The organism is Azoarcus sp. L1K30 (assembly GCF_018122735.1).
Taxonomy (GTDB): Bacteria; Pseudomonadota; Gammaproteobacteria; order Burkholderiales; family Rhodocyclaceae; genus Parazoarcus.
The window spans coordinates 3,293,528-3,306,037 of the sequence record NZ_JAGRRD010000001.1; the positions used below are offsets into that span (position 1 = coordinate 3,293,528).

Here is a 12,510-nt window from a genome sequence, read left to right on the forward strand (position 1 = left end):
ATACCAGTCTCCAGGCTAATGATTGGTTTATTCTATCGCTTTTGGTTATCTAAATGCGACCCCGGTGGATTTTTTGTTGGCTGCAATTATCACCAACGGGTGCTTTTCGTAGATAGTTGCCATGCTAGCACATTGGATTAACCGGCATATTTGGCAGAGGAGCGAAGTTGCCTGAGTGACTGCCGCACTCAAGAATTTGCCGCTGATTTGTCGTCTGGTTGGATGTCTCTTATGGGTCGATGGCTGCCGCAAAGAGCCACACTACCTAGCAAAAAGGGCTCCAGAGGGAGCCCTTCAACGTCTTTCTCATCGCCCGTGGCAAGAAATCTCACTTATCTGGCACAGATCGCATCATTTATGGCACCAGAAACCCCAGTTCGCGAAGAATTGCAGCGGTATCTGCGCCCGGGCTTGGTACCTCCCCGCCCACCGCGCCCGGCGTGCGGCTGAAGCGTGGTGCTGGCGCGGGCTGGTAGATGCCGTCGACCTCGATGAAGGCCTTGCGCGCCCGGTTGTGCGGATGGTCTGACGCCTCGTCCAGCGACAGCACCGGCGCCACGCAGGGATCACCGCGCTCGAACAACGCGCACCAGTCCTAACGCGTGCGGGTAGCGAAGATCGCTTCGAGCCGGGCGTGCAGGGCTAGCCAGCGGGCCGGGTCGTACTGGGCCTGCCAGTCGGCATCGTCCAGCCCCAGCACCTCGCCCAGTAAGCGTAGCCCGGACAAGGCCCGAAGGGCCGCCTCCGGGAATCATCGGTTGAGCAGTCAGCCATCCCGGATTCCGCTTCGCTGCATCCGGGCTATGGAACGAGCGGCAATGGGGCCGACGGCGACTAGAGCGCAGATCGGATTCGGGTCTAGCGTTGTTGCATTCAACATCCCGTCGCTGGCTGACGATGAGACCACGTGGGTACGCTCCTCCGGCGAGGGAAGTAAGTCCGCCCTGACCCCGACGTCGGCGCGCGGGTTTTGGTCTGCCGCTGACGAAGCAGCGTCCTTCGACTTCGCCTGCCCACAATACCTCTGAGCGCAACCATCTGTGGCCTCGGCTCCGGCCTATGCATCTCGGGTCTTGCATCGACCGGGAGCTCAAGGCAATATGACGTGACTATTTATTTCAACGTCATTGATTGATACTCGACCATCGGCAGGGAATCATCACTTAATTGAAATTCCTGCACTCACCCAGAACACACGGGAAAGACACATGAGAAAGCTACTGATACCCGCACTTGCATTGATGCTATTGACATCATGCGCGTCGCGCGGCACAACCGCATTATTCTTTAGCCCCACGTTTAGAGCCAACATCCCCGAAAGCGAAATGATCGGAGGCACCATCTTTCAATCGGAAGAGCTTTCCTTGAAGACCGCAGCAGGACGGTCAATATCTGGCAAGACAATATCCAACGCAACCGAGGAACTGCCCGGCGATTTCGATATCCATGAATATCCAAAATATCTGCTTGGTGTACTGGAAATTCCGGCCAACCTGCCTAGCAGCAAGAATTTCTCGTCATCGAGAATGGAAATTGACCACACATACGGGATAGAGAATCTAAGAATATTGGAAGACAGTCGCTCAATTTCCTATCTGTTATGCAGATCGGAGTCTTGCTTGGCTTTTGTCGTCAGCAGATCTTTCCATGATCACATTCTTACCATCCACTCAGATGGCTACAGCGAAGCGGAATTCACGAGCTTTATAAGGGGAAACGTTGATGTTAAGCGCTGACGAACAAGACCAACTTTACGTGTTAATTACTTCGATTATCGGGGAAGATCAGACTATCAAGAGTCACAAGCCGATCTTCAACGAAACGACCGTTGACGTTGTGGAGGAAATGGTTGAAGCAAGCATCCAGTGCAATACAAACATGAGGAAGCTAATCACCGAGCTTGTTGGGGGAGCGTCCGTTCTTACCAGAGGCTGGCTCAAGAGGCTGTTGAAGACAACGAAAAAATCGCTGTCCAAAATTGAGTTGAACTAAACCGCTACGCGGTGGCCGCTTACTCGCCGAGCATCGCATTTCCCATGAAATGCTGGCGCACGACCTACCTTGAAACCGGGGATGTCCCCGACTTCAAGGAGAAGTGTCATGACCCCGTTACGTCAGCAGATGATCGACGCGATGGTGCTGCGCGGCTTGGCCGGGCGCACGCAGGAGAGCTACGTTGCGGTGGTAGCGCAGTTGGCGAGCTACTACCACTGCAGTCCGGACCGACTCGATGCGGCGCAGGTCAAGGCGTGGCTGCTGCACCGGATCACTGAGCGCCACCTCGCCTACGCGACGGTCAATCAGGCGGTCTGCGCAATCAAGTTCTTCTTCGGCACGGTGCTTGGGCGCGAGGCCGAGGCGATCTCGATTCCCTATGCTCACACGCCGCAGCGCCAACCCGAGATCCTGTCGCGCGAGGAACTGGCGCGGTTGTTTGAGGCCGCTGGTAATCTGCGCTCGCGCACCTTGCTGATGACCACCTACGCAGCCGGGCTGCGGGTCTCCGAAGTCTGTGCGCTGCGTGTGGGTGACATCGACAGCGCGCCCGACCGTATGTGCATCCGGGTGGTGGCAGGCAAGGGAGGTAAGGATCGCTACACGTTGCTCACCCCCAGCCTGCTCGAGGCGCTGCGCCTCTACTGGCGGATCTGCAAGCCCCGGCAGTGGCTGTTTCCCCGTGTCTCGGATGCCACCCGATCGTTTGACATCAGCAGCGCGCAGCGCGCCTACCATCGCGCCCGCGAACGGGCAGGCATACAGAAGCGCGGCGGCATTCACGGGCTGCGCCATGCCTTCGCCACCCACCTGCTCGAGGCCGGTGTCGATCTGGCGACGCTCGCCAAACTGCTCGGGCACGGCCACCTGTCGACCACTCAGCGCTACCTGCACTTGGCGCGCCCCGGGGCGGTGGCCCTGGAGAGTCCGCTCGATCTGCTCGGCCGGCTGTGAGGCGCAGCCGCCATGGTGCGGCCCACGCTGGCGGGGATTCTGCGCGAGCACGGTCGCGCCTACCGACAAACCCACACGCTGTCGGCAGCCCAGGCGCGCGCCTGGCGGGCCATTGTCGATTGCCGCACCGCTGCGCTCGGCGGGGTGCGCGAACGCTGCGATGCGTGCGGGGCCGAGCGTCACGTCTATCGCTCCTGTGGCAACCGGCATTGCCCACAGTGCCAGACCCGGGCCAAGGAAGCGTGGCGCGCTGCGCGCCTGCGCGAACTTCTCCCGGTGCCCTACGCCCACTGGGTGTTCACCTTGCCCCATGCCCTGAACCCACTCGCCGCCCGCCACCCACGCTGGCTCTTCGATGCCTTGTTCCGCTGTGTATCAGCGACTCTGCTCGAACTGGCGAGCAATCCCCGCTGGCTCGGGGCCACGCCAGCCTTCAGCCTGGTGCTGCACACCTGGACGCAGGAACTGCACACGCACCTGCATGTGCACGCGCTCGTTGCCTGCGGCGGACTCGATGACGAGGGGCAGTGGCACGCGCCAGGCCGTGGCAAAGGCTTCCTGTTTCCGGTGCAGGTCGCTTCGCGGGTGTTTCGCGCCAAGTTTCTTGATGCGCTCGACCAGGCGCGGCGCAGCGCCCGGATTCCGGCTGATCCACAAACCGAGCCCCCTGCATGGCAGGCCCGCCGCCGCGCGTTGCTTGCGCATGACTGGGTGGTCTATGCCAAACCACCGCCGGGCGGGCCGGCCCAGGTGCTCGACTATCTGGCGCGCTACACGCATCGGGTGGCAATCTCAAACGAGCGCATCCTCGGCTGCGATCACGAACAGGTGCGAATCCGGGCACGGGATAACCGCAGCGGGGGCAAGCGCACGGTCACGCTGCCCACAGCCGAGTTCATCAGCCGTTTCCTGCATCACGTGCTGCCCCCCGGTTTCAAGCGCATCCGCCACTACGGACTGCTTGCCGCCAACCACAAGCGGTCGCACCTCGCGGCCGCGCGTGCGGCCCTGGAGATGCCCGAGCCGCAACCGACCGCAATTGAAGCGGCCGAAGCCTTCTTCGCCCGCGTCGGTGGTCACGACCCGTGCCGCTGTGCGCACTGTGAGCACGGGCACTGGCGCACCATTGCCACGTTGGCGCCGACGCCCCGCTGTCGCGCCGGGCCATCATGACGCGGATCTACTTCAATGCAACCACGACCAACGGCGACCGATGTCGGCCGCCCAAGACCCCTTGCGCGCCCTCTCCGGAGAGCGTGCTGAAACGCCCCAAAAGCAGCGCCTCTCCGCGTGCAATTCGCCTGGTGTCTGCCACGCATGCATGGCACAGTCGCCGATCGACGCCGTCAGACTACAACCATGGTGATTCACGCTACCCACTACGCATGAGCCGGGCGTAGAATCCCCAGTGTCACCGCCGTGCCGGCGGTTCAGTCCAACAAGGTTTATCCCTCGCGACATGCTCATCGACGCCGAATACGCTTGCGTGCCGCGTGGGATAAACCCTATTCGTTAAATGGCTACGGATGCCTGGCTGCTACCAAAGCTCGGTGGAAATCTGCAATTCTTATCAGCACCATTTAGCGAACCCTCGGCGTCACCTTTTTTGGCTCCCGACACCCCAGTTCGCGAAGGATCGCGGCAGTGTCCGCGCCCGGCGCCGGCACCGCACCGCCCACCGCGCCCGGCGTGCGACTGAAGCGCGGGGCCGGGGCCGGCTGGGAGATGCCGTCCACTTCGATGAAAGCCTTGCGCGCCCGGTTGTGCGGATGGTCCGGCGCCTCATCGAGCGAGAGCACCGGCGCGACGCAGGCGTCGCTGCCCTCGAACAGGGCACACCAGTCCTCCCGCGTGCGGGTGGCGAAGATCGCTTCGAGCCGGGCATGCAGGCTCGGCCAGCGGGCCGGGTCGTATTGCGCCTGCCAGTCGGCATCGTCCAGGCTCAGCAGCTCGCCCAGGGCGCGGTAGAACGGCGGCTCGATGGGACCGAGCGACAGCCAAAAGCCGTCGGCGCAGCGATACACGTTGTAGAAATGCGCCTCGCCGCCGAGCACGTTGTTCCGCTGCAACAGTCCGGCCGCATTGGCGCCATGGATGAGCGCGCCGAGTACGGCGGCGCCGTCGGTGATGGCGGCGTCCACCACCTGGCCGGTGCCGGAGCGCTGCGCTTCGAGCAGCGCACTCACGACGCCGAAGGCCAGGAACATGGCGCCGCCGGCCATGTCGCCGACGATGGTCGGCGGTACCCAGGGTTCGCCGTCCGCGCCCTTGCGGCCCAGGTCGAGCAGGCCGCTCAGGGCCACGTAGTTGATGTCATGGCCGGCCGATTGCGCCAGCGGTCCGGTCTGGCCCCAGCCGGTCATGCGGCCGTAGACCAGTTTCGGGTTGCGCGCGAGGCACACGTCCGGCCCCAGGCCGAGCCGTTCCATCACGCCGGGGCGGAAGCCCTCGGTGAGTGCGTCCGCGGTGTCGATGAGCGCCAGGACCGTGTCGATGGCGGCCGGGTCCTTGAGGTCGAGCGCGAGGGAGCGCTTGCCGCGATGGGTGACGGTGAAGCGGCCCAGGTCGAGCAGCGTGGGTTTGGCGGACGGGTCGATGGTGCGGGGCCGTTCCACCAGGATCACCTCGGCGCCCATGTCGGCGAGCATCATGCCGCAGAAGGGCGCCGGGCCGATGCCGGCGAACTCCACCACCCGCAGGCCGGCCAGTGGCCCCTGCCGCGTCGGCTTACTGGCGTTCATACAGGGTCACCACGCAGGCGCCGCCGAGGCCGAGGTTGTGCTGCAGGCCGAGTCGGGCGCCCTCAACCTGGGTCGGGCCGGCGGTGCCGCGCAACTGCCGGGTTAGCTCGTAACATTGGGCCAGCCCGGTGGCGCCGAGCGGATGCCCCTTGGACAGCAGACCGCCGGAGGGATTGGTGACCACCGCGCCGCCGTAGGTGTTGTCGCCGTCCATCACGAAGCGCTCGCCCTCGCCCACCGGGCACAGGCCGAGGCCTTCGTAGGTGATGAGCTCGTTGTGGGCGAAGCAGTCGTGCAGCTCGCACACGTCGATGTCGTCGGGGCCGATGCCGGCCTGGTTGTAGACGGCTTGCGCGGCCTCACGGGTCATGCCGGCACCGACCAGTTCGATCATGCTGCGATCCTCGAAGGTGCCGGGGCGGTCGGTGGTCATGGCCTGGGCGGCGATCGCCACCCGGGTGTCGATGCCGTGTCGGCGGGCGAAGTCCGCCGACACCAGGATCGCCGCCGCGCCGCCGCAGGTCGGCGGGCAGGCCATCATGCGGGTCATCACGCCGGGCCACACGGGCACGTCGTTCATCACCTCTTCGGTGCTCACCACCTTGCGGAACAGGGCCAGCGGGTTGTTGGCGGCATGGCGGCTGGCCTTGGCGCGGATGGCGGCGAAGGTGTCCATGCGGGTACCGTAGCGCTGCATGTGCTCGCGCCCGGCGCCGCCGAAGTAGCGCAGCGCCAGCGGCAGCTCCTCGTCCACCAGCTCGCCGCACAAGGCCTCGAAGCGGGTGAAGGGCGAGGGCCGGTCGGTGTATTTCTCCACGATGGCCCCCGGCGCCATCTGCTCGAAACCGACCGCCAGCGCGCACTCGGCGATGCCATGCTCGATGGCCTGGCGCGCCAGGTACAGCGCGGTCGAGCCAGTGGAGCAGTTGTTGTTCACATTGACCACCGGGATACCGCTCATGCCCACCTTGTAGATAGCCAGCTGGCCGGCGGTGGAGTCGCCATACACATAGCCGGCGTAGGCCTGCTGCACCTGGCCGTAGTCGAGCCCGGCGTCCGCGAGCGCGAGTCGGATGGCCGCCGCGCCGAGATGGTCGTAGCTGTCACTGGCGCCGGGTTTGGAGAAGGGCACCATGCCCACGCCGGCGACGATTACCTTGGATGCCATGACATTGCTCCTGTTTCAGTCTTCGACAACGGCTCGACCGATCACCATGCGCTGGATATCGCTCGTACCTTCGTAGATTTGGGTGACCCGTACATCGCGGTAGATGCGCTCGACGGGGAAGTCGGTGGTGTAACCATAGCCGCCATGGATCTGTATCGCTGCCGACGCCACCTGCTCGGCCATCTCGGAAGCGAACAACTTCGCCATCGAGGCTTCCTTGAGGCAGGGTTTACCGGCGTCCTTGAGACTGGCCGCATGCCACACCAGCTGGCGCGCAGCCTCGAGCTGGGTGGCCATGTCGGCGAGCCGGAACAGCACCGCCTGATGCTCGACGATGGGCACGCCGAATGTCTCGCGCTCGCGGGCGTAGCGAATCGCGGCCTCATGTGCGGCGCGGGCCATGCCTACCGCCTGGGCCGCAATGCCGATGCGTCCGGCCTCGAGGTTGGACAGCGCGATGCGATAGCCGTCACCCTCGGCACCAACGATGGCATCGACGGGCACCCGGCAATCATCGAACAGAATCTGCACCGTGTCCGAGGCATGCTGCCCCATTTTCTGTTCGGTACGCGCAACCACGTAACCCGGCGTATCGGTCGGCACGAGAAAGCATGACAGCCCCTTCTTGCCTCCGGCCGGATCGGTCACGGCGACGACAATGGCCACTTCGGCATGACTGCCGGTGGTGATGAACTGCTTGGTGCCCTTGATCACCCAGTGATCGCCCTCACTGTCCGTCACCCGCACCGCCGAGGTCCGGATTGCCGAGGCATCCGAACCCACATGCGGTTCCGTCAGGCAGAAGCAGCCGAGCCACTCCCCGCTGGCAAGCTTGCGCAGGTAGCTGTCCTTTTGCGCCTCACTGCCGAAGGCGAGCGGAATGCCGCAAGCAAGCGAGTTCTGCACGCACACGATGCTCGAGGTTGCCCCATGTCCGGCCGCAACCTCCTCGATCGCAACCACCAGCGACAGGTAGTCCAGCCCCGCGCCCCCCCACTGCTCCGGCACCGTCACACCGAGTACGCCGAGCTCACCAAGGTCGGTCAATACTTCGCGCGGAAAAATGCGCTCACGCTCCCAGCGCGCCGCGTTGGGCGCCAGTTCGGTTGTCGCATAACGACGCAGCACCTCGCGCAGCATGTCCTGCTCCTCATTCAACAACATGGTGCTCCTCCCTCAGGGAATCTCGATGGCCATGGCGGTGGCTTCGCCGCCGCCGATACACAGGGCGGCGATGCCGCGTTTGAGGCCGCGCTGGCGCAGGGCGTGGATGAGCGTCACCAGCAGGCGGGCACCGGTGGCGCCGATGGGATGACCCATGGCGCAGGCGCCGCCGAGCACGTTCACCTTCTGTGCCGGCAGAGCCAGGGCGTCCATGGCCAGCAGGGTCACCACGGCGAAGGCCTCGTTAATCTCGAACAGGTCCACCTCGCCCGCCGACCAGCCCGCCTTGGCGAGCACCCGCTCGATGGCCGGGATGGGCGCGCTGGGAAAGTCGCCGGGCGCGGCGGCGACCCCGGCGCTGGCGACGATGCGGGCGATGGGCGTGAGGCCCCGCTGGCGGGCAGCGTCCGCGCCCGCCAGCACCAGCGCGGCGGCCCCGTCGGAGATGGACGAGGCGTTGGCGGCGGTGACCGTGCCGCCGGCGCGGAAGGCCGGTTTCACGGTAGCGATCTTGGCCAGCTCGCAGCGGCCGGGGGTTTCGTCGGTGTCGATCGTGATCTCGCCCTTGCGGCTGGGCACCGTCACCGGCGCGATCTCGGCAGCGAAGGCGCCCTCGACGATGGCCGTCTGCGCCCGGCGTACCGACTCGGCGGCAAAGGCGTCCTGGCGGTCGCGGCCGATGCCGGCGGCCTCGGCGGCCAGATCGGCGTAATGGCCCATGAGCTGGCCTTCGTAGGCGTCCTCCAGACCGTCATGGAACATGTGGTCGAGCACTTGCCCATGGCCCAGTCGGTAGCCGGCGCGGGCCTTGGTGAGCAGGTAGGGCGCGTTGCTCATGGATTCCATGCCGCCGGCCACGCCGAACGCAGCATGGCCGGCGAGGATGGCGTCGTGCACCTGCAGGGCGGCCTTCATGCCCGAGCCGCACATCTTGCTCACGGTGGAGCACGGCACCGTGGCGGGCAAGCCGGCGCCGAGCACCGCCTGGCGCGCGGGCGCCTGACGCAGGCCGCCGAACAGGCAGCAGCCCATCACCGCCTCGTCGATGTCGGTGCCAGCGAGGCCGGATTGCTCGATAGCGGCGGCGATGGCGGTGGCGCCCAGTTGCGGGGCGGTGAGCCCGGCCAGGGCGCCCTGGAAGGCGCCGATCGGCGTGCGCCGGGCGCCGAGAATGACGATGGAGGATTCGGACATTAGGTTCTCGCTAGGGAAGGTCTCGGAGGAAAGCCACGCTCAGCGCCCCAGGCGCTGGATCGCGGCGGTGGTCAAGTAGCGTTCGAGGATGGACGGGTCGTTCACCCGCATGTGCTCGCCCCCGGGCAATGCGCGCACCTGCTCGATGCGGGTCATGCGCCCGGTCTGCACATTGCAGGCATGCACGGTGGACCAGGACCAGTAGGGATGGCGGCCATCCATCACCCGCGCCTCGCCGTCCTCGTACACCGAATAGGCGCCGTCGAAGAAGCGGAAGGGCTGACCACGGCGGTCGTAGGAGGTCATGGCCAGCGGCAGCAGGGTGCGGGCGTCGAACCACACCCGCTTGCGGCTGACCGGTGCGCGCGGATAGCCGGTAGGCTCGGCGTCGATCACGATCACCTCGGGCACCAGCTCGACCGTGGTGTCCCAGAAGCGGTTGTGCTGCGGGCCGCCATGGGTGGCGTGTTCCCAGTCGGGATGACGCGCATTCCAGCCGCCGGACACGGCGCCGAGGAAGGGGCCGCGCCCCACCACCCGGTAGTTGCCCCAGGTCAGGAAGGGGTCGCCCGCCGCCCAGGCGTCGGAGAGATACAACTCCGAGCCCGGATTGAGCGGCTCGAAACGCTGGTTGGTGGGAAAGCGCCGCACCCGTTTAAAGGCCGGCAGATAGCCGTACAGCTCGGGAAAGCGCGACTGATCGTAGGGCCAGATGTTGAGGTAGGCCGTGCCCTGGATGTCGCCGGGCTCGACGAAGAACACCGACTGCAGGCGCAGGGTGTCGGTCATGTCCGGCAGGTAGGGGTGGGGGTCGAGGCTGGCACGCGCCACGGTGGACATCTCGGCCCAGCCGCTGGCGTACTGGTAGAGCACGGTGCCGTCCACGTCCAGGTCGTACTCGCGGCTCACATAGAGCGCGGCGTCATGGCGGCCCCAGCTCAGGGTGTGGGCGGCGAACACCTCGAGCGCGGTCGTCGGCTCGGGGAAGGGATTGCCGCCGATCCAGGGCTGGCCGTCGCGGGTCACCACGTTGCCGCCCGCATCGAAGCGGGCCTGGCCGCGATGACGCAGGCTGGCCTCCAGGTACTCGGGCGGGTTGAGTTTGAACAGGTCGGTCGTGGTCGGCGCCAGGCGCAATCGGCGGCCCTCATGAGCGATCTGGTGATGGCGCACCGGGTCGAGCAGATCCTGCACCAGCGCGACGTTGTCCGCCATGATGGTGTGGCCCGGCGCGAGCTTGCCGCCGGTGTATTCCTCGATCGAGACCAGTTCGTCCGGATAGGCCGCCGCGATGGAGCCTGTGCGCCACAGGGCCGACCAGGCCGAGCCGAACACGCCGGCACGCAACAGCCCCCGGGCGCTGTTGGCCAGGAAGGTGCGGCGCGCCTGCGCCCGGCTGTGGCATCCGGTGACACTCATCGGGGGAATCCAGGTTCAGGAATAAAGCCGGCGCCGCGTCGCGCGCGACGCCGGAAAAGAGCGGTGGGGCCGCTCAGAAGGAGACGGTGGCGCGGGCGAACACCTCGTTGGCGTACTCCAGGCCCTGCGCAAAGTTGCGGTTGTCCTGGGCGCCGTAGCTCTCGATCACGTTGGCGTAGACATCGAGCTGGAAGTCCTTGTTGGGCTTCCACTTCACGCCCGGTTGAATCAGCCAGCCGCCCTTGAGGTCGGTGAGCACCGTCAGGTCGAAGCGCCATGCCAGGGTCGGTGAGGGTTGCTGCAAGGCAAAGGCCACGGCATTGAAACCCCCGCTCTGCCCTCTTGGTCGTTCGCCTGCCACGTTATCGACGCCCACCAGCGAGCGGCCGAACAGGTCGCTGGCCGATTTGTGCAGCCACTGCGCCACCATGTAAGTCGCCGGAATCGCGTTGCTGAACTTGTGGTACTTCTCGAAGATGAAGGCGAACTGGGTCTCGTCCTCTTCGATATAGCGACGCGACAGGGTGGGATTGGTAAATTTCTTGTCCGGCGTGTAGGACAGCTCGAAGCGACCGATCAACTGATCCATGAGCGTGTCCGGTTCGCCCTCGAACACGTGGTTGATGCCGAAACCGACCACTGTCTCGCGCGGATACTCGCGCGCAAGATGGCCGCGCAAGCTGCCGGTGGTGAAGAAGGTATCGAGAATGCAACCGCCTGATGCCTGGTCGACCCGGATCGCGCCCACCGCCGAGGAGGGCGCGCCACAGCCGGCAGCCACCGCATTGGCGCCCAGTGCGACCGTGTCCGGAAACTCGTTGAGCGCGGTCTCCAGTGCGCCGAGACCGTCGAGCCGGGTGGCTGCAGCGTAGTCGAACCATTCCGCGGCACTGAATACGCCGCTATTGCTGCCGCCCTGGAAGGCGGAACCCGGCAGGGTGCCGGCGCCCTTGGCCAGCGTCCATTTATAGACGCCGTCGGGATTATTCCGGTTCACCGCAAATGCATGGATGTCGAAGGCACCCAAGGTCCCCTTTACGCGGGCACCCAGATTCCAGTTATTGCGAGCGTCATCGAACCCCTGGCGCTCCTGGATCGTGAATTGGGCGGGAATCGGGTTGTAGGGCGAGTTCTGGCCGGGCAGGAGCGACGCCTGGAATTTCTGCGCAAATCCTTCGACTTCCCAATCGTCGGTCACCCGGTAGCTGCCGCGAATGCCGAGGGCGGGCACCCGCGAGTCGGCATACTCTTCCGCAGCAACACCGAGCACCGAGTGGCGGCGGAGGTCGAGACCATTGGGCACATCCGAGACACGGAAGAACAGCGCCTCGCCCCAGGCGATCTGCTGATTGCCGAAGCGCAACCACAAGGGCCCCTGGCTGTAGTCGGCATAGGCAACCGGAAGATCGAGCATCCACTGCCTGCCGTTGGCTTCCAGGGGCGTGCCCTTGGTGCTCGCGTAGAGTTTCTGCTCGAAGGTATTGCGCTTGTCGAACGCGTCGTCCACCTGGCCGATCTCGTCGGCAATGCCGCGCAGCTTGAAGTGCGCAGACCAGTTGTCGGAGAGTCTGCCATCCAGGTTCAACTCGATCCGGGTCTGGAAGACGTTGAAGGTGTTGTCCTCGGTGTGCGAGGCCGGGCGCGTGATACTGCCGCCGAACAGGCCGGTGTTGGGCACGGTGACGCCGTTGTAGGTGTTGCCCTGTTGATTGTTGATGTTGCTGTCGCCCGAGGTCTTCACCGCCACTTCCTGGCGGACGAAGCCGGACACCGACCAGTCGGCGGCAAGCGCCACCCCGGGTCCCGACAGGCATGCTGCAGCCATCGCGCTTGTTGCCATCATTCTGGTATTCACCTTGGTGCCTCCTCTATGCG

General features: G+C 65.2%; 9 protein-coding genes and 1 pseudogene. 3 read left to right on the plus strand and 7 right to left on the minus strand.

Annotation, left to right across the window (positions count from 1 at the left end; genetic code table 11):
* Positions 1-355: 355 nt before the first annotated feature.
* Positions 356-583 (minus strand): CoA transferase, encoded by a 228-nt coding sequence (locus J5J83_RS15180; protein WP_212350540.1) that lies wholly within the window; start codon positions 581-583, stop codon positions 356-358.
* 625 nt (positions 584-1,208) lie between these two features.
* Here J5J83_RS15180 and J5J83_RS15185 point away from each other — a divergent pair.
* From J5J83_RS15185 to J5J83_RS15195, 3 genes and pseudogenes are all read left to right on the plus strand, one after another.
* Positions 1,209-1,736: a hypothetical protein gene (locus J5J83_RS15185; protein WP_212350541.1), complete on the plus strand. Its 528-nt coding sequence runs from the start codon at positions 1,209-1,211 to the stop codon at positions 1,734-1,736.
* 364 nt (positions 1,737-2,100) lie between these two features.
* Positions 2,101-2,949 carry a site-specific integrase gene (locus J5J83_RS15190; protein WP_212350543.1) on the plus strand — a complete coding sequence of 283 codons (849 nt, stop codon included), beginning with the start codon at positions 2,101-2,103 and terminating at the stop codon, positions 2,947-2,949.
* A 12-nt stretch (positions 2,950-2,961) separates the two neighbouring features.
* Positions 2,962-4,077 (plus strand): annotated as a pseudogene (locus tag J5J83_RS15195) (IS91 family transposase); the annotation flags it as partial.
* 452 nt (positions 4,078-4,529) lie between these two features.
* Here J5J83_RS15195 and J5J83_RS15200 read toward each other — a convergent pair.
* The 6 genes from J5J83_RS15200 to J5J83_RS15225 form a co-directional block, all read right to left on the minus strand.
* Positions 4,530-5,690 carry a CaiB/BaiF CoA-transferase family protein gene (locus J5J83_RS15200; protein WP_212350547.1) on the minus strand — a complete coding sequence of 387 codons (1,161 nt, stop codon included), beginning with the start codon at positions 5,688-5,690 and terminating at the stop codon, positions 4,530-4,532.
* Positions 5,677-6,858 carry a lipid-transfer protein gene (locus tag J5J83_RS15205; protein WP_212350549.1) on the minus strand — a complete coding sequence of 394 codons (1,182 nt, stop codon included), beginning with the start codon at positions 6,856-6,858 and terminating at the stop codon, positions 5,677-5,679. Before J5J83_RS15205 ends, J5J83_RS15200 begins: the two co-directional genes overlap by 14 nt.
* 15 nt (positions 6,859-6,873) lie before the next feature.
* The gene (locus J5J83_RS15210; protein ID WP_212350551.1) at positions 6,874-8,022 is read right to left on the minus strand and encodes an acyl-CoA dehydrogenase family protein; all 1,149 of its coding nucleotides are present in this window, start codon (positions 8,020-8,022) and stop codon (positions 6,874-6,876) included.
* A gap of 12 nt (positions 8,023-8,034) precedes the next feature.
* Entirely contained in the window at positions 8,035-9,216 is a 1,182-nt protein-coding gene (locus J5J83_RS15215; protein ID WP_212350553.1) for an acetyl-CoA C-acyltransferase, read from the minus strand.
* Between the two features lie 39 nt (positions 9,217-9,255).
* The gene (locus J5J83_RS15220) at positions 9,256-10,635 is read right to left on the minus strand and encodes a DUF1329 domain-containing protein (RefSeq protein WP_212350555.1); all 1,380 of its coding nucleotides are present in this window, start codon (positions 10,633-10,635) and stop codon (positions 9,256-9,258) included.
* Positions 10,636-10,708: 73 nt separating this feature from the next.
* Positions 10,709-12,478, minus strand: a complete 1,770-nt coding sequence (locus J5J83_RS15225; protein WP_212350557.1) for a DUF1302 family protein — start codon at positions 12,476-12,478, stop codon at positions 10,709-10,711.
* Positions 12,479-12,510: the final 32 nt, after the last annotated feature.

Bases quoted from the DNA above. Each gene is read 5' to 3' on its own strand.
- J5J83_RS15205 (WP_212350549.1), bottom strand. From the start codon at position 6,858: ATGGCATCCAAGGTAATCGTCGCCGGCGTGGGCATGGTGCCCTTCTCC.
- J5J83_RS15225 (WP_212350557.1), bottom strand. From the start codon at position 12,478: ATGATGGCAACAAGCGCGATGGCTGCAGCATGCCTGTCGGGACCCGGG.
- J5J83_RS15190 (WP_212350543.1), top strand. From the start codon at position 2,101: ATGACCCCGTTACGTCAGCAGATGATCGACGCGATGGTGCTGCGCGGC.
- J5J83_RS15185 (WP_212350541.1), top strand. From the start codon at position 1,209: ATGAGAAAGCTACTGATACCCGCACTTGCATTGATGCTATTGACATCA.
- J5J83_RS15200 (WP_212350547.1), bottom strand. From the start codon at position 5,690: ATGAACGCCAGTAAGCCGACGCGGCAGGGGCCACTGGCCGGCCTGCGG.
- J5J83_RS15220 (WP_212350555.1), bottom strand. From the start codon at position 10,635: ATGAGTGTCACCGGATGCCACAGCCGGGCGCAGGCGCGCCGCACCTTC.
- J5J83_RS15210 (WP_212350551.1), bottom strand. From the start codon at position 8,022: ATGTTGTTGAATGAGGAGCAGGACATGCTGCGCGAGGTGCTGCGTCGT.
- J5J83_RS15215 (WP_212350553.1), bottom strand. From the start codon at position 9,216: ATGTCCGAATCCTCCATCGTCATTCTCGGCGCCCGGCGCACGCCGATC.